This window comes from Oligoflexia bacterium, from assembly GCA_034439615.1.
Taxonomy (GTDB): Bacteria; Bdellovibrionota; Bdellovibrionia; order JABDDW01; family JABDDW01; genus JAWXAT01.
The window spans coordinates 81,807-95,474 of sequence record JAWXAT010000025.1; the positions used below are offsets into that span (position 1 = coordinate 81,807).

30 protein-coding genes are annotated in these 13,668 nt (G+C 40.5%); all 30 read right to left on the reverse strand.

What is annotated here, in order from left to right; translation table 11 throughout:
• Positions 1-11: 11 nt before the first annotated feature.
• The gene (gene rpsD, locus SGI74_05705; GenBank protein ID MDZ4676988.1) at positions 12-638 is read right to left on the reverse strand and encodes a 30S ribosomal protein S4; all 627 of its coding nucleotides are present in this window, start codon (positions 636-638) and stop codon (positions 12-14) included.
• A 20-nt stretch (positions 639-658) separates the two neighbouring features.
• A complete protein-coding gene (gene rpsK, locus SGI74_05710; GenBank protein ID MDZ4676989.1) occupies positions 659-1,066 on the reverse strand; it encodes a 30S ribosomal protein S11 in 408 nt (135 codons plus the stop codon).
• A gap of 65 nt (positions 1,067-1,131) precedes the next feature.
• Positions 1,132-1,515, reverse strand: coding sequence for a 30S ribosomal protein S13 (gene rpsM / locus SGI74_05715; protein MDZ4676990.1), 384 nt, complete (start codon positions 1,513-1,515; stop codon positions 1,132-1,134).
• Positions 1,516-1,522: 7 nt separating this feature from the next.
• A complete protein-coding gene (rpmJ, locus tag SGI74_05720) occupies positions 1,523-1,636 on the reverse strand; it encodes a 50S ribosomal protein L36 (GenBank protein MDZ4676991.1) in 114 nt (37 codons plus the stop codon).
• A gap of 19 nt (positions 1,637-1,655) precedes the next feature.
• Positions 1,656-1,874, reverse strand: a complete 219-nt coding sequence (infA, locus tag SGI74_05725; protein ID MDZ4676992.1) for a translation initiation factor IF-1 — start codon at positions 1,872-1,874, stop codon at positions 1,656-1,658.
• Positions 1,875-1,888: 14 nt separating this feature from the next.
• Complete coding sequence (map, locus tag SGI74_05730; GenBank protein ID MDZ4676993.1) at positions 1,889-2,644, reverse strand: type I methionyl aminopeptidase; 756 nt, start codon at positions 2,642-2,644, stop codon at positions 1,889-1,891.
• Position 2,645: 1 nt separating this feature from the next.
• Positions 2,646-3,287, reverse strand: coding sequence for an adenylate kinase (locus SGI74_05735; protein MDZ4676994.1), 642 nt, complete (start codon positions 3,285-3,287; stop codon positions 2,646-2,648).
• Positions 3,284-4,603, reverse strand: coding sequence for a preprotein translocase subunit SecY (gene secY, locus SGI74_05740; protein MDZ4676995.1), 1,320 nt, complete (start codon positions 4,601-4,603; stop codon positions 3,284-3,286). Before secY ends, SGI74_05735 begins: the two co-directional genes overlap by 4 nt.
• A gap of 2 nt (positions 4,604-4,605) precedes the next feature.
• Complete coding sequence (gene rplO, locus SGI74_05745; protein ID MDZ4676996.1) at positions 4,606-5,037, reverse strand: 50S ribosomal protein L15; 432 nt, start codon at positions 5,035-5,037, stop codon at positions 4,606-4,608.
• 11 nt (positions 5,038-5,048) lie between these two features.
• Complete coding sequence (gene rpmD, locus SGI74_05750) at positions 5,049-5,234, reverse strand: 50S ribosomal protein L30 (protein MDZ4676997.1); 186 nt, start codon at positions 5,232-5,234, stop codon at positions 5,049-5,051.
• 11 nt (positions 5,235-5,245) lie between these two features.
• Complete coding sequence (rpsE, locus tag SGI74_05755) at positions 5,246-5,722, reverse strand: 30S ribosomal protein S5 (protein ID MDZ4676998.1); 477 nt, start codon at positions 5,720-5,722, stop codon at positions 5,246-5,248.
• Between the two features lie 18 nt (positions 5,723-5,740).
• The gene (rplR, locus tag SGI74_05760; GenBank protein MDZ4676999.1) at positions 5,741-6,106 is read right to left on the reverse strand and encodes a 50S ribosomal protein L18; all 366 of its coding nucleotides are present in this window, start codon (positions 6,104-6,106) and stop codon (positions 5,741-5,743) included.
• A gap of 14 nt (positions 6,107-6,120) precedes the next feature.
• On the reverse strand, positions 6,121-6,663 hold the full coding sequence (gene rplF, locus SGI74_05765) for a 50S ribosomal protein L6 (protein ID MDZ4677000.1): 543 nt from the start codon (positions 6,661-6,663) through the stop codon (positions 6,121-6,123).
• A gap of 10 nt (positions 6,664-6,673) precedes the next feature.
• On the reverse strand, positions 6,674-7,063 hold the full coding sequence (rpsH, locus tag SGI74_05770; protein ID MDZ4677001.1) for a 30S ribosomal protein S8: 390 nt from the start codon (positions 7,061-7,063) through the stop codon (positions 6,674-6,676).
• Between the two features lie 33 nt (positions 7,064-7,096).
• Positions 7,097-7,282 carry a type Z 30S ribosomal protein S14 gene (locus tag SGI74_05775; GenBank protein MDZ4677002.1) on the reverse strand — a complete coding sequence of 62 codons (186 nt, stop codon included), beginning with the start codon at positions 7,280-7,282 and terminating at the stop codon, positions 7,097-7,099.
• 12 nt (positions 7,283-7,294) lie between these two features.
• Positions 7,295-7,831: a 50S ribosomal protein L5 gene (gene rplE, locus SGI74_05780; protein ID MDZ4677003.1), complete on the reverse strand. Its 537-nt coding sequence runs from the start codon at positions 7,829-7,831 to the stop codon at positions 7,295-7,297.
• Positions 7,828-8,166: a 50S ribosomal protein L24 gene (rplX, locus tag SGI74_05785; GenBank protein ID MDZ4677004.1), complete on the reverse strand. Its 339-nt coding sequence runs from the start codon at positions 8,164-8,166 to the stop codon at positions 7,828-7,830. The genes rplE and rplX overlap by 4 nt, the downstream gene beginning before the upstream one ends.
• Before the next feature lie 7 nt (positions 8,167-8,173).
• Positions 8,174-8,542: a 50S ribosomal protein L14 gene (gene rplN / locus SGI74_05790; GenBank protein MDZ4677005.1), complete on the reverse strand. Its 369-nt coding sequence runs from the start codon at positions 8,540-8,542 to the stop codon at positions 8,174-8,176.
• Between the two features lie 3 nt (positions 8,543-8,545).
• Positions 8,546-8,824 (reverse strand): 30S ribosomal protein S17, encoded by a 279-nt coding sequence (rpsQ, locus tag SGI74_05795; GenBank protein MDZ4677006.1) that lies wholly within the window; start codon positions 8,822-8,824, stop codon positions 8,546-8,548.
• A 6-nt stretch (positions 8,825-8,830) separates the two neighbouring features.
• Complete coding sequence (gene rpmC, locus SGI74_05800) at positions 8,831-9,022, reverse strand: 50S ribosomal protein L29 (GenBank protein ID MDZ4677007.1); 192 nt, start codon at positions 9,020-9,022, stop codon at positions 8,831-8,833.
• A gap of 8 nt (positions 9,023-9,030) precedes the next feature.
• Entirely contained in the window at positions 9,031-9,441 is a 411-nt protein-coding gene (rplP, locus tag SGI74_05805; protein MDZ4677008.1) for a 50S ribosomal protein L16, read from the reverse strand.
• Positions 9,428-10,090: a 30S ribosomal protein S3 gene (gene rpsC, locus SGI74_05810; protein MDZ4677009.1), complete on the reverse strand. Its 663-nt coding sequence runs from the start codon at positions 10,088-10,090 to the stop codon at positions 9,428-9,430. The genes rplP and rpsC overlap by 14 nt, the downstream gene beginning before the upstream one ends.
• 14 nt (positions 10,091-10,104) lie before the next feature.
• Positions 10,105-10,437: a 50S ribosomal protein L22 gene (gene rplV / locus SGI74_05815; protein ID MDZ4677010.1), complete on the reverse strand. Its 333-nt coding sequence runs from the start codon at positions 10,435-10,437 to the stop codon at positions 10,105-10,107.
• 2 nt (positions 10,438-10,439) lie between these two features.
• A complete protein-coding gene (rpsS, locus tag SGI74_05820; protein MDZ4677011.1) occupies positions 10,440-10,736 on the reverse strand; it encodes a 30S ribosomal protein S19 in 297 nt (98 codons plus the stop codon).
• A 12-nt stretch (positions 10,737-10,748) separates the two neighbouring features.
• Positions 10,749-11,567 carry a 50S ribosomal protein L2 gene (gene rplB / locus SGI74_05825; GenBank protein ID MDZ4677012.1) on the reverse strand — a complete coding sequence of 273 codons (819 nt, stop codon included), beginning with the start codon at positions 11,565-11,567 and terminating at the stop codon, positions 10,749-10,751.
• A 2-nt stretch (positions 11,568-11,569) separates the two neighbouring features.
• Positions 11,570-11,860: a 50S ribosomal protein L23 gene (gene rplW / locus SGI74_05830; protein ID MDZ4677013.1), complete on the reverse strand. Its 291-nt coding sequence runs from the start codon at positions 11,858-11,860 to the stop codon at positions 11,570-11,572.
• Positions 11,850-12,482, reverse strand: a complete 633-nt coding sequence (gene rplD / locus SGI74_05835; protein MDZ4677014.1) for a 50S ribosomal protein L4 — start codon at positions 12,480-12,482, stop codon at positions 11,850-11,852. The genes rplW and rplD overlap by 11 nt, the downstream gene beginning before the upstream one ends.
• A 14-nt stretch (positions 12,483-12,496) precedes the next feature.
• Positions 12,497-13,189, reverse strand: coding sequence for a 50S ribosomal protein L3 (gene rplC / locus SGI74_05840; GenBank protein MDZ4677015.1), 693 nt, complete (start codon positions 13,187-13,189; stop codon positions 12,497-12,499).
• A 52-nt stretch (positions 13,190-13,241) separates the two neighbouring features.
• Positions 13,242-13,559 (reverse strand): 30S ribosomal protein S10, encoded by a 318-nt coding sequence (gene rpsJ / locus SGI74_05845; protein ID MDZ4677016.1) that lies wholly within the window; start codon positions 13,557-13,559, stop codon positions 13,242-13,244.
• A gap of 10 nt (positions 13,560-13,569) precedes the next feature.
• A partial coding sequence (locus tag SGI74_05850; GenBank protein MDZ4677017.1) for a hypothetical protein occupies positions 13,570-13,668 on the reverse strand: 99 nt, incomplete at its 5' end.

The following is a 13,668-nucleotide window of genomic DNA, read 5'->3' on the forward strand; positions in this document are numbered from 1 at the left end:
GCCCTTGCTCCTTATCTTGAATAATATTCTACAACCATGTGTTCTTCGATTGGGAAAGTTACATCCTCACGAGTAGGTGTATCCTTGATGGTACCTTTAAAGTCACCATGTGCAGGATCCAACCACTTGGGAATTTCCCTTCGCTTAGCTCCTTCAATCGCAGCCATGACTTTATCCATCTGGCGGCTCTTTTCACGAACTTCAATAATATCGCCTTTTTTAAGTTCATAGCTTGGCATGTTAACCATTTTGCCATTCACCATGAAATGACTGTGCTTCACTAAATGCTTCGCCTCATTTCGGCTGCTAGCAAAACCCAAAAGATAGACGGTATTATCTAAGCGACGCTCAAGCTTGAGCAGTAATGTTTCACCAGTAACGCCTTTTTCTTGCTCAGAATCTCTGAAGTAACGGCGAAATTGGCTTTCAAATATTCCGTAAATTCTTTTTACCTTCTGCTTCTCGCGAAGTTGAAGAGCAAATTCAGAAAATTTCATTCTTGCTTGACCATGCTGTCCCGGGGGGTAAGGACGACGCTCAAAACTACACTTGTCAGTGTAACAGCGGTCACCCTTCAAAAACAATTTCATGTTCTCTCTGCGACATAGTCTACATACATGTTTAATAGCACGACTCAAAGTTCTAACCTCCTGTAGTCTTAGATTCTTCTACGCTTAGGCGGACGACACCCATTATGTGGGATTGGGGTAACGTCTTTGATGGAGGTAATGCGCAGACCAGCAGCAGCCAACGCACGCAAAGCCGGCTCCCTGCCAGCTCCGGGACCTTTTACAAAAACACCCACTGTACGCATTCCGCATTCTACGGCTTTACGAGCAGCGTCTTCAGCTGCAACTTGCGCAGCAAAAGGGGTTCCCTTACGAGAACCTTTGAAACCTTTATGTCCAGAACTCGACCAAGCAACTACAGCTCCACTCACATCACTGATCGTGACGATTGTATTACCAAATGATGCTTGAATATGTGCGAGTCCAGATTGGACGTTTCTTTTTACTTTTTTCTTTTTAACAACGCCTTTTTTTACAACTTCGGGCTGTGTAGCCATTTTTTTATTACCTCTTTAACCCTATAAAATTTGTTTACGTGTCAGTACATCAAGCGGCACTGAAATTATTTAGATGTTGGTGCTTGTTTTTTTCCAGCAATTGTTTTGCGTGGGCCTTTACGAACGCGTGCATTGGTACGAGTACGCTGACCACGAGTTGGTAAACTACGACGATGACGAATTCCACGGTAACAACCAAGATCCATCAAACGTTTAATATTTAATGCAACCTCACGACGCAAATCACCTTCAAGTTTAAAATCGCGATCAATAACTTCTCTGATCTTTGCAATATCAACATCTGAAAGTGTATCGGTACGTTTAGCTTCATCAACGCCAGCTTCTTTCAAAATCTTGCGAGATGAACTAACACCAATACCGAAAATGTAGGTAAGGCCGATTACAATTCTTTTATTTCTGGGAAGATCGACACCAGCTAAACGAGCCATTTACAAATTACCCCTGACGTTGTTTATGTTTTGGGTTGTCACAAATTACGCGAACAACGCCACGACGTTTAATTAATTTACATTTCACACAAATCTTTTTTACTGACGCACGTACTTTCATTTTTTCTCTCACTAAGCGCTTATTGAGCGCGGAAAATAATTCTTCCTCGAGTTAAATCATATGGAGAAAGTTCTACAGTTACTTTGTCACCAGGTAAAATACGAATATAGTGCATGCGCATTTTTCCTGAAATATGAGCCAAAACTTTGTGTCCGTTGGCAAGTTGTACACGAAACATCGCATTGGGAAGAGGTTCTAAAACCGTACCCTCAACTTCTATGCTTTCTTCTTTTGCCATAACTCCCGACGACATTATAAAATATCCCGGTCACTCAGTATTACCGGGCCTTGTTCTGTTATTGCCACAGTGTGTTCAAAATGAGCTGCGAGACTACCATCCACAGTTACAGCTGTCCAGTTGTTTTTAAGCACTTTCACCTTGTAACTTCCAACAGTTATCATTGGTTCAATTGCGATTACCATTCCTGGCTCAAGCTTGATTCCGACACCTTTTTTTCCAAAATTTGGAACCTGTGGCTCCTCATGAAGTGATCTGCCGATACCATGTCCAACAAACTCACGTACTACGCCGTATCCATGTTTTTCTGCATGTTCTTGTACGGCATATCCCAAATCTCCTAATCGGTTACCGGGATAAGCAGCCTCAATGCCCTTATAAAGGCATTCACGTGTTACTTTTATGAGTTTTTGAGCTTCAGGGCTAATTTTACCAATAGGTATTGTTACTGCCGAATCTCCATACCATCCATCGAATACAACGCCAAAATCAATACCAACAATATCACCACTTTTTAGAATGCGATCGTCTGGAATCCCATGAACAACTTCTTCATTAACACTTATGCAAAGTGTTTTAGGAAAACCGTGATAACCCTTAAATGCAGGCTGAGCACCCTTCTTTATGGTTAAATCATACGCCCTTTTATCAAGGTCATTGGGTGACATGCCTTCGGTAGTTTCATCAATGAGGATTTGAAGAATTTCAGCAACGATCTGAGAAGCTTTTTTAATTTTCGAAATTTCACGCTCTGACTTCACTGTGTACATATTAAGATTTCACTGCAGAGCAAATACGGTCAAACACAGAATTCGGTTCACCAACCCCATCAACATTTACAAATTTCTGAGCTTTTTGAAAATAGCTTTTCAAAGGGGCGGTACTCTTTTCATAAACCTCTAAACGTGTATCAATTACTTCTTCTTTATCGTCGGGGCGTTGTTCAAGTTTTCCTTGGCATAAATCACATATGCCAGCATTTTTTGAAGGTTTCAATATTGTATGAAACGTTGCTCCACATGATGAACAAATACGTCTTCCCGTTAATCTTGATTTGAGTAATTCCCGAGGCACTTCAAGAAAAATTGCACGATTTACCTGCGCATTTTCATTTTTTAAAAGTAAATCTAATGATTCAGCTTGAGCAGTAGTGCGAGGAAATCCATCCAAAAGCATTCCTGCTTTCTTTTGAACTTTCATTACTTCTTGAATAAGCCCCACAACAATTGAATCGGAAACAAGAACTCCAGAATCTAAATATTTTTTAGCTTCAAGACCAAGTGGTGTTTGAGCTTTGATGGCAGCACGAAGAAGATCGCCGGTACTAACATGTGTGAGATGAAATTTTTCAGCAATTAGTTGAGATTGAGTCCCTTTGCCGGCACCAGGAGGACCAAACAAAACTAAGTTCAATTAGAGGCCCTCCGCCCACGGATTTTAGCTCCTCGCATGAAACCTTCATATTGATGTGTAATGAGATGTGATTGAATTTGCTGAACGGTATCTAGAGCCACACCAACAAGAATCAACAGACTCGTTCCACCAAAATAAAATGGAACTTTCGCTTGAGCAATAAGTAACCCTGGCAAGACGCACACAGCACTAAGATAGATGGCGCCACCAACGGTAATTCGACTTAATACTCCCTCAACATAGTCAGCAGTACTTTTACCAGCACGAATTCCAGGAATAAATCCGCCGTATTTTTTTAAATTTTCAGCCATGTCATCGGGCTTAAATACAATTGCGGTATAGAAAAAACAGAAAAATACAATCAAAGCGACATAAAGCACATTGTACAACACGCCCGTAGGCTGAATGGCATCTTGAATACTATTCATCCACGGAGCTTTAATAAATTGAGCTAACGTTGCCGGAAACATTAGAAGACTTGAAGCAAAAATAGGAGGAATAACACCCGCAAAATTTATCTTAAGAGGCAAATGTGTACTTTGTCCGCCCATAACTTTTCTACCAGATATTCTTTGGGAATACTGAACAGGTATACGCCGTTGCCCGACTTCTAAGAAAATTATAATCGCAACAACAGCAATCATTAGAGCTAAGATTCCAAGACCAATGATTGGACTCATTTCACCTGATTTCATCAATTCAATAGAATTAAGAAATCCACCAGGTAATCCCGCAATGATGCCAGCCGCAATCAACAGACTTGTTCCGTTGCCAATCCCTTTTTCTGTCATCTGCTCACCGAGCCACATGATAAAGCAAGATCCTGCAGTAAGTGTAATTACAGTCATTACTTTAAAGGGAATACCTCCTACAAAAGTACCTAAAATTAAAGGCTGCCCTGAAGGTGCAGTTGAGTTTTCAAGATATGTTGCAATTCCTAAACCCTGAATAATACAGAGCACAACCGTACCGTAACGTGTGTATTGCTGAATTTTCTTTCGCCCTTGCTCGCCTTCTTTATTAAGGGCTTCAAGATATGGAAAAACAGCTGTGAGCAATTGAAAAATAATTGAACTTGAAATGTAAGGCATGATCCCTAAAGCAAAAATAGAAAGCCGCTGAAGAGCTCCACCACTAAAAAGATTAAAGATACCAAGAATTCCATTATTCTGAGCTTGGAAAAAAGAATCTAATGCCGCACCGTTAATTCCAGGTGTGGGTACATGGGAGCCGAAACGAAATACGGCAATCATCGCCAGGACAAATAGAAGTCGTCGTCTGAGTTCAGGAATCTTTGCTAGTCCTTCGATTGCCACTTTTACTTAATCTCCTCGATGGTTCCACCTGCTGATTTAATACCTTGCCCTGCTCGATCACTAAATTTATGGGCTTTAACGATCAATTTTTTTGTTAATTGACCTCTGCCCAAAACTTTAATTGGAAGACCCGTCTTTGCAATTCCAGCCTTAACTAAAATTTCAGGAGTAACAGTTCCGTCAAAACGAGCCAACTGATCTAAATTAACAGTGCTATATTCTGTACGAAAAATATTTGTGAAACCAAATTTTGGTAAACGACGATGCAAAGGCATTTGTCCGCCCTCAAATCCTCTTTGTACAACACCATGTGAACGAGCTTTTTTACCCTTGTGTCCACGAGTCGCTGTCTTACCATGACCTGAACCTGGTCCACGGCCAATACGCTTATTTTTTTTGGTGGCTCCTCTCAGAACCTCCAATTGAGATAACATGTTAGCCATGATCAGCTTCCTTTCTGTACTTCAAGAAGGTGCTGCACATGAAAAATCATTCCGCGAGTAGCGGGATTATCTTTCACTACAGATTCGGAGTTTCTCTTACGAAGTCCGAGACCTTTGACAGTTGCGCGCTGTGAAGGCGTGCTACCAATAATGCTTCTAATTAATTTTACTTTGAATGTTTTTGCCATAAAAGTCTCTTTTACACTGTTACTTGTCTAAGTTTATCAACTGTTTCTCGCGTTTGAAGCTGCTTCAAACCAGAAAGCGTTGCGCGCACCACATTATGGGGATTACTTGTACCAATACATTTTGTCAGAATATTTTTAACTCCTGCAGATTCTAATACCGCCCGAACAGCTCCACCGGCAATAACCCCGGTACCATCACTTGCTGGTTTCAAAAGAACTTGGCTTGCACCAAATCTCCCGAGAACTTGGTGAGGAATACCACCATCGTGGATGGCAAGATGAACCATATTTTTACGAGCTTGTCGGCTTGCTTTTCCGATAGCTTCTGGAACTTCGTTAGCTTTACCTAATCCGACACCAATGGTGCCTTTTCCGTTCCCGATAACTACTAATGCTGAGAATGAGAATCTGCGTCCGCCCTTAACAACTTTAGCAACACGATTGATACAGATTACTCGCTCTTCAAATTCGGAATTTTGCTCCGCCATACTTTCTCCAGTTTCTTCTTAAAATTTCAATCCAGCTTCGCGAGCCGAATCTGCAACTTCTTTTACTTTTCCGTGGTATCTATAACCATTTCTATCGAACACGACGGCAATAATATTTTTTTCTTTTGCACGTTTAGCAACAACACCACCCATTTTTTTGGCTGCTTCTTTATCTTTTTTTCCACCAAAATCTTTTTCAAGAGTTGAGCATGCTACCAAAGTTCGCCCAGCTGTATCATCAATCAATTGAACGTAGAGATGGCTAAGGCTTTTAAAAATAGTCATGCGTGGACGATCAGTTGTCCCTGAAATCGCCTTACGAATTCGCATTTTCTTTTTGAAGCGTCCAACTCTTTTTTTCTCTGTCTTATTACGATATTTAATAGCCACAAGCTACCTCACTTACTTACTGATTTACCGGCTTTACGTCGGATCGTCTCGGTATCGTATTTAATACCTTTTCCTTGATATGGCTCAGGTTCTTTGAAGCCACGTATTTTAGCGGCTACCAAGCCCACTAAATTGCGGTCTGCGCCGCTAACAATAACACGCGTATTTTTTTCAACCTTAATTTCGATTCCTGTTGGAATATCAAAATCAATGTCGTGTGTGAATCCAAGATTAAGCTGGAGTTTTTTACCAGCAACATTGGCCTTATAACCTACACCGTTAATATCTAAAATTTTTGTGAATCCCTGTGTGACACCTGTCACAGCGTTATTCAACAATGCACGATACAAACCATGCAATGCGCGAACTTTTTTTGATTCATTGGCACGCGCCAAGGTCAACAAACCACCTTCAACTTTTGCGGTGATTGCCGGGTTTAACTTGTAGCTCAATGAAGTTTTAGCACCCTTAACGGTAACTGTGTTTCCAGCGCCAATATTAATTTGAACTTCTTTGCCGAAATTAACCGGCATTTTTCCAATACGTGACATATTTTACCTCTCACCAGACCGAGCAGATGTATTCGCCGCCGAATCGTTTTTCTTTAGCTTCGTCGCCAGACATAATGCCATGGCTTGTAGAAAGAACCGCCACACCAAAACCAGTGCGAACAGATGGAATTTCATCAACACCAATGTATTTGCGTAAGCCAGGTCGGCTTTCACGCTTCAAGTGTGTCAGAACAGGGGTACCTTCATTGTCGTATTTCAAATAAATACGCATCATGCCCTGTCTATTATCTTTCACAACACGAAAGTTCTTAACAAGCCCACGACTCTTAAGAACATTTACAATGCCTTCTTTAACAGCGCTATAAGGTACATCTACCTTATCGTGCTTGGCACTACTTGCATTTCTAATTCTTGTTAACAAATCAGCAATTGGATCCATTTATTTTTATCTCCGTATAACTCTTAGCTTTAATTACCAGGAAGCTTTAACTACACCAGGCAACAAACCATTTGATGCCGCTTTTCTAAAGCACAATCGACACATAGCAAATTTTCTCAAAAAGGCTCTAGACCTTCCACAAAGAGGACAACGATTGTACTTCCTTGCTGAAAATTTTGGTTTACGCTTGGCTTTCGCCATCAATGTTTTTCTTGCCACTTTTTCCTACTCCTATTTCTTAAAAGGCATTCCGAATGCCGTGAGCAAAGCTTTACTTTCTTCATCTGATTTAGCTGAAGTACAAATGGTGACGCTTAATCCACGAACTTTTTCGATTTTTTCATAATTCACTTCAGGAAAAATAATCTGTTCTTTAACACCACATGAGTAATTTCCGCGTCCATCAAAGCTGTTACCACTCAAGCCTTTAAAGTCACGAACACGAGGTAGACCAATGTGAATAAATCTTTCCAAAAAATCATACATTTTACTGTGACGTAAAGTTACGGAAGCACCAATTGGCATTCCCTGACGAAGCTTAAAGTTTGAAATAGATTTTTTAGCTCGTCTGATAACAGGTTTTTGTCCAGCGATTTGCATTAATTCCTGAGCAGCTATATCCAATACTTTTCCATTTTGAGTTGCCTCAGCAATAGATAGGTTTAATACAATTTTTTCTAAGCGTGGAACTTGCATTGAACTTTTGTATTTAAATTGGGTCATCAATGTAGGGATGACTTTAGTTTTATATTGTTCTTTTAAACTCACTTAGCACCTCGCTCTTTGCTTTTACCTTTGGTGGTTACGCGAGAATTCTCCTTCAACCATTTAGAAATGCGCATAGGCTTTCCTGTTTTGGATGACACGGGCAAAACCTTACTCACATGAAGAGGAGCTTCCTTTTCAATAATTCCACCTTGTGGATTTGCTTGTGATGGTTTTGTATGGCGTTTTACGAGATTGATTTTCTCAACAACAATTCTGCCTTTATCTTTAATCATTCGCAGAATTTTGCCGCTTTTACCTTTATATTTACCTGATATAACTTGAACTACATCATTCTTTTTATATGCAGGATATCCGTCTACTTCTTGTTCTTTCATAAATTCCTCAAATAACTTCTGGGGCTAAAGAAATAATTTTCACAAACTGTCGAGCTCGCAATTCACGAGCAACAGGACCAAAAATACGAGTTCCAATGGGCTCTTGCTGCGCATTAATCAAAACAGCTGAGTTATCATCAAAAGCGATATAACTACCGTCTGCACGGCGTGTTTTTGAGATTGTTCGTACGATAACTGCTTTATGCACTTCACCTTTTTTAACTTTTGCATTTGGCAAAGCGGTTTTAACAGAAACGACAATTGTATCTCCAATATTTGCAGATCGGCGCATACTGCCACCCAATACTTTGATGCACATTACTAATTTTGCACCAGAGTTATCTGCAACCGATAATCTTGTTTGTTGAAATATCATTTTTTACTCCGCTGTTAAAACAGCTTTTTCCAATATTTGCGCTAACTTCCAACGCTTTGATTTACTCATGGGAAGGGTTTCATAAATCAAAACCTTATCTCCAATTCCAGCCTCTTCTTTATCATCATGGGCATAAAACCGGCTTGTTCTGTTTAAGAACTTTTTATATTTCGTATGCATCACGCGTCGACCCACTTCAACTGTGATGGTTTTTGTCATTTTATCACTTACGACAATACCTACTTTTTCTTTTCTAACCGGGCGTTTACTTTTTTCTTCCATAATTCCTTACCTGCTAACTTTTTCAGTAATTATTGTTTTTACTCGCGCCAAGGTACGTCGAACATCTTTAATCTTGGCTGTATTTTCCAAAGATCCAGAAATGTTTAGCAAACGAGTATTAAATAACTCTTCAGCCAATTCTTTGGAACGCTTCTTTAAATCGTCGAGAGTAAAGCCTCTCAGTTCTTTTGCTTTCATTATAACCTCTACATTAACCGTGAAATAATACGTGTCTTAACAGGAAGCTTATGAGAGGCAAGTCTCAAGGCTTCATCTGCAACATCTTTTGTAACGCCACCCATTTCATAAAGAACACGACCGGGCTTGGCAACAAATACCCACTCTTCAACGTTTCCTTTACCACTACCCATACGAGTCTCGGCAGCTTTTTTGGTAATAGATTTATCAGGAAACATCCGAATCCAAATTTTACCACCACGTTTAATAAATCTTGAAACTGCAATACGTGCTGCTTCAATTTGACGTGAAGTGATAAATCCAGGTTCCATAGCTTGAAGTGCGAAATCACCAAATGCGAGATCGTTCCCGCGTGTAGCGAAACCCTTCATTCGCCCTTTATGACGCTTTCTATATTTTACTTTCTTAGGACTTAGCACGCTGTGCCTCCGTTGCTTCCTTAGTATTCAAAATATCGCCCTTATATACCCAGGCTTTAACGCCGATGATGCCGTATGTGGTAAGGGCTTCTGCAGTACCGTAATCAATTTCAGCACGCAAAGTGTGAAGAGGAACACTCTTCTCACAATACCATTCACGACGAGCAATATCAGCACCATCAAGACGACCAGAGACAGCTACTTTTGCTCCTCTCACGCCTAAACGAATGGCACTTTGCAGAGCTTTTTTCATAGCACGGCGAAACGAAATACGTTTTTCAAGTTGCAAAGCGATGTTCTCTGCTATCAATGTAGCGTCAATTTCAGCTTTACGTATTTCTTGAATATTTAGAAATACTTCATTTTTTGTCAGCTTTTGTACTTCGGCTTTAAGTGCATCAATGCCTGTTCCTTTTTTACCGATTACAACACCTGGACGTGCAGTTAAAATATTAATTTTAATTTTGCTGGCTGCACGCTCAATTTCAATTTTGCTAACACCTGCATGATTTAATTTCTTTTTCAAATATTTACGAAGCTTGAAGTCTTCGTGCAAAAGAATCGCATAGTCCTTTTTTGCATACCAACGAGAGTCCCAGGTTCTATTGATTCCTACTCTAAATCCTATTGGATTAACTTTTTGTCCCACTTAAGAATCCTCACTCATCTTTCTTCAAGAATTAAATTAACATGACTTGTTTTTTTCTTAATCTCACTTGCACGTCCCATTGCGCGAGGCATGTACCTTTTGAGGGTAGGGCCTTGATCAACAGAAATGTGTTTTACAAATAAGGTATCCACATCAATAGTTTTCTTTTGATCAGCATTCGCAACAGCTGATTGCAAAAGTTTTTTCAAGATAGGGCCAGATTTTTTATTCACAAATGATAAAATCTGAATAGCTTCGTTAACGTCTTTACCGCGAACGAGATCAGCCACAAGACGTACTTTACGTGGGGCTATTCTTGCAAAATTGAGACTTGCCTTTACTTCCATGATTAACCTTCCGTTTTCGTGGCTTCTTTAGCCTTCTTTTCAGCGGTAGAGTGGCCATGGAAAGTGCGCGTTGGGGCAAACTCACCATATTTATGACCAATCATATTCTCTGTTACATAGACAGGAACAAATTTTCGGCCGTTATGTACCGCGAATGTTAATCCGACGGCTTCAGGAATCACTGTTGATCTACGCGACCAAGTCTTAATAACTTTTTTGTCGTTTGTCTCTTTTGCTTTTTGCACTTTCTTTAACAAGTGCTCATCAACAAATGGACCTTTTTTTACTGAACGTGCCACTTTGCCTCCACCTTACTTACGTCGTTTCACGATGAAACGTTCTGTGCGTTTATTATGTCTGGTCTTATACCCCTTACAAGGTACAGCCCAAGGGGTCATTGGATGATTACCTTTTCCACGTCCCTCACCACCACCCATTGGATGGTCAACTGGATTCATCGCAGTAGCGCGCACTGTGGGTCTAATTCCCAACCAACGCTGACGACCTGCTTTTCCGATTGTGATGTTTTCATGATCAATATTTCCAACTTGTCCGATCGTTGCATAGCAATTGATAAGAACAAATCGAGTTTCACCGCTAGGCAAACGAACTTGACTGTATTCGCCTTCTTTTGAAACTAGCTGAGCCATTGCCCCCGCACCTTTTGCAATTTGGCCACCTTTTCCTGGACGCAATTCAATATTGTGAATTGTTGTTCCAACAGGAATTGCAGACAAAGGAAGTGCATTACCAGGTTTAATATCAGCTTTGGGACTTGCCATAATAATTTGGCCAACTTCTAAGCCTACCGGGCATAATATGTATGCTTTTTCACCATCTGTGTATTGGATCAATGCAATACGTGATGTGCGATTAGGATCGTATTCAATAGCTATAACTTTAGCTGGAATATCACGCTTCGCTCGCTTGAAATCTACAAGTCGATAACGACGCTTATGACCGCCACCGATGTGACGAGTTGTAATTTGTCCGAAGTTATTACGAGCTCCAGTTCTACGCAAAGGAGCAATCAATGCTTTTTCTGGATAATCTTTTGTGATCTCAGCAAAGTCAGAGGTTGTAACAAATCGACGGCTTGGCGATGTAGGTCTATATGTACGGATACCCATTTTTAGGCTCCCTCAAAAATTTTAATTTTTTGGCCGTCAGCGAGACGAACTAAGGCCTTCTTATAATGATCCACTTTGCTTACAAAACGTCCCATACGATGTTGACGTCCACGACTATTCATTGTGCGAACTTCAACTACTTTTACTTTGAAAGCAACCTCAACAGCTCTAGCAATGTCATTCTTATCTGCAGTGTGAGCTACTTCAAATGCATAAACATTACGCTGTAAATGCATCGTATTTTTTTCTGTTATCAACGGCTTTTTAATTATAGCCAATGTATTAGTCGGCATTTTTCTCACCTAATCTTTCAGCTAATTGGGAGAGGGCTGCTTTTGAAATCACACAACCATCATATTTCAATAGGTCAAAAACATTAAGACCTTGCGACGCTACAAACTTATAAGATGTCAAATTACGAGCTGCACGTTTCAATTTTAAATTTGCAGCATCATCAACTATCAAACTTTTAACTGTTCCAAATTTCTTTAATGTAGAAATAAGATTTTTTGATTTACCATCACTACCCAATTCATCAACAACCCACAAACGACCTTCAGAATTCAAATAGCTTAAAGCTATGCGAAGACCAGCGCTCTTCACTTTACGAGGCAAAGTGTAAGAGTAATCACGTGGTTGTGGACCAAATGCTGTACCGCCTCCAGGCATGAGAGGTGAGCGACTCGAACCTTGTCGTGCATTACCAGTACCTTTTTGTTTAAAGGGTTTTTTACCACCACCCCTTACAAGACCTTTTGTCTTTGTAGCAACTGTACCAGCACGACGACAAGCAAGTTGCCAACGCACAACTGTTTGAAGTAGGTCAGGGCGAATTTCTGCTTTCAGCAAATTCTCCGGAACCTCTAATTCTCCAACTTTTTTCTTATTTAAATCTAAAACGGGTACACTTAGCATTTCATCACCACTCGTTAAGCATGTTTGGCCAAACGCACAATCGCGTTACGGCCTCCAGGAACACAGCCTGAAATGAGAATAATATTATCGTCTTGGTAAATATCGACTACTTGTAGATTACGAACCGTTACAGTTTCATCACCAAGGTGCCCAGGAAAATGTTTACCCTTCATAATACGTCCGGGCCAAGTTCTATTACCCGCAGAACCAGGCTGTCTATGAAAGCATGATCCGTGAGCTGCTGGACCGCCATGTGCGTTCCAACGTTTCATCGCACCTTGAAAACCTTTTCCCTTAGAAACTGCAGTCGCATTAATCCAATCACCTTTTTTAAAACTATCCAAAGCAACCTGTGAACCGGGTGCTACACCTTCAGGCAACGAAGTTCTTACTTCGCGAACAAAATAAGCACCTGACTTGAAATTAGCTTTTTTCAAATGAGCAGATTGTGATTTAGGAGATCGCACCTCACGACGTGGTCGACAAGCAATTTGCACAGCTTCGTAACCATCGGATGCTTTTGTTTTTACCTGTGACACGACCCATGGTTCATACTGAAGAACCGTACAGGGAACCATCTCACCTTTATCGTCTACAACCTGAGTCATCCCTACTTTGAAGGCAATCAGATCTGGTAAAATTACGGAACCTTTTACTGTAGGCTCTGATGTCGTCTCTGTTTTTGTCTCTTGTGCTTCTTCTGACATTTTCAAACTCTCTTCTTAAAGTATGTTGCGCTTAAAATTAAGCGCGCACAAATCAAACAACTGATAATTTAATTTCTACGTCAACGCCCGCTGATAAATCCAGTTTCATCAAATGATCAACTGTTTGTTGAGTGGGCTCCAAAATATCCAATAATCTTTTGTGTGTTCTGATCTCAAATTGTTCACGAGATTTTTTATCTACGTGAGGTGAGCGCAAAACCGTGTAACGATTAATTGTTGTAGGAAGCGGAATCGGACCTGCTACGCGGGCTCCAGTGCGCTTTGCTGTATCAACAATTTCACGTGTCGATTGATCTAACAACTTGTGATCAAAAGCTTTGAGGCGAATTCGGATTTTTTGGCTTTGCATTTTTTTTTCCTTACTCAATTATTTCAGCAACAACACCAGCACCTACGGTCTTACCACCCTCACGGATCGCAAATCGTAACTCTTTTTCCATCGCTATTGGTGTTATCAG

Bases quoted from the DNA above. Each gene is read 5' to 3' on its own strand.
- rplC (MDZ4677015.1), bottom strand. From the start codon at position 13,189: ATGTCAGAAGAAGCACAAGAGACAAAAACAGAGACGACATCAGAGCCT.
- rpsJ (MDZ4677016.1), bottom strand. From the start codon at position 13,559: ATGCAAAGCCAAAAAATCCGAATTCGCCTCAAAGCTTTTGATCACAAG.
- rplO (MDZ4676996.1), bottom strand. From the start codon at position 5,037: ATGTTATCTCAATTGGAGGTTCTGAGAGGAGCCACCAAAAAAAATAAG.
- map (MDZ4676993.1), bottom strand. From the start codon at position 2,644: ATGTACACAGTGAAGTCAGAGCGTGAAATTTCGAAAATTAAAAAAGCT.
- rpsK (MDZ4676989.1), bottom strand. From the start codon at position 1,066: ATGGCTACACAGCCCGAAGTTGTAAAAAAAGGCGTTGTTAAAAAGAAA.
- rpsQ (MDZ4677006.1), bottom strand. From the start codon at position 8,824: ATGGAAGAAAAAAGTAAACGCCCGGTTAGAAAAGAAAAAGTAGGTATT.
- rpmC (MDZ4677007.1), bottom strand. From the start codon at position 9,022: ATGAAAGCAAAAGAACTGAGAGGCTTTACTCTCGACGATTTAAAGAAG.
- infA (MDZ4676992.1), bottom strand. From the start codon at position 1,874: ATGGCAAAAGAAGAAAGCATAGAAGTTGAGGGTACGGTTTTAGAACCT.
- rplF (MDZ4677000.1), bottom strand. From the start codon at position 6,663: ATGTCACGTATTGGAAAAATGCCGGTTAATTTCGGCAAAGAAGTTCAA.
- rpsH (MDZ4677001.1), bottom strand. From the start codon at position 7,063: ATGGATCCAATTGCTGATTTGTTAACAAGAATTAGAAATGCAAGTAGT.
- rplV (MDZ4677010.1), bottom strand. From the start codon at position 10,437: ATGGAAGTAAAGGCAAGTCTCAATTTTGCAAGAATAGCCCCACGTAAA.
- rplW (MDZ4677013.1), bottom strand. From the start codon at position 11,860: ATGCCGACTAATACATTGGCTATAATTAAAAAGCCGTTGATAACAGAA.
- rpmD (MDZ4676997.1), bottom strand. From the start codon at position 5,234: ATGGCAAAAACATTCAAAGTAAAATTAATTAGAAGCATTATTGGTAGC.
- rpsM (MDZ4676990.1), bottom strand. From the start codon at position 1,515: ATGGCTCGTTTAGCTGGTGTCGATCTTCCCAGAAATAAAAGAATTGTA.
- rplN (MDZ4677005.1), bottom strand. From the start codon at position 8,542: ATGATATTTCAACAAACAAGATTATCGGTTGCAGATAACTCTGGTGCA.
- rplB (MDZ4677012.1), bottom strand. From the start codon at position 11,567: ATGGGTATCCGTACATATAGACCTACATCGCCAAGCCGTCGATTTGTT.
- rpsE (MDZ4676998.1), bottom strand. From the start codon at position 5,722: ATGGCGGAGCAAAATTCCGAATTTGAAGAGCGAGTAATCTGTATCAAT.
- rpmJ (MDZ4676991.1), bottom strand. From the start codon at position 1,636: ATGAAAGTACGTGCGTCAGTAAAAAAGATTTGTGTGAAATGTAAATTA.
- rplD (MDZ4677014.1), bottom strand. From the start codon at position 12,482: ATGCTAAGTGTACCCGTTTTAGATTTAAATAAGAAAAAAGTTGGAGAA.
- rplX (MDZ4677004.1), bottom strand. From the start codon at position 8,166: ATGAAAGAACAAGAAGTAGACGGATATCCTGCATATAAAAAGAATGAT.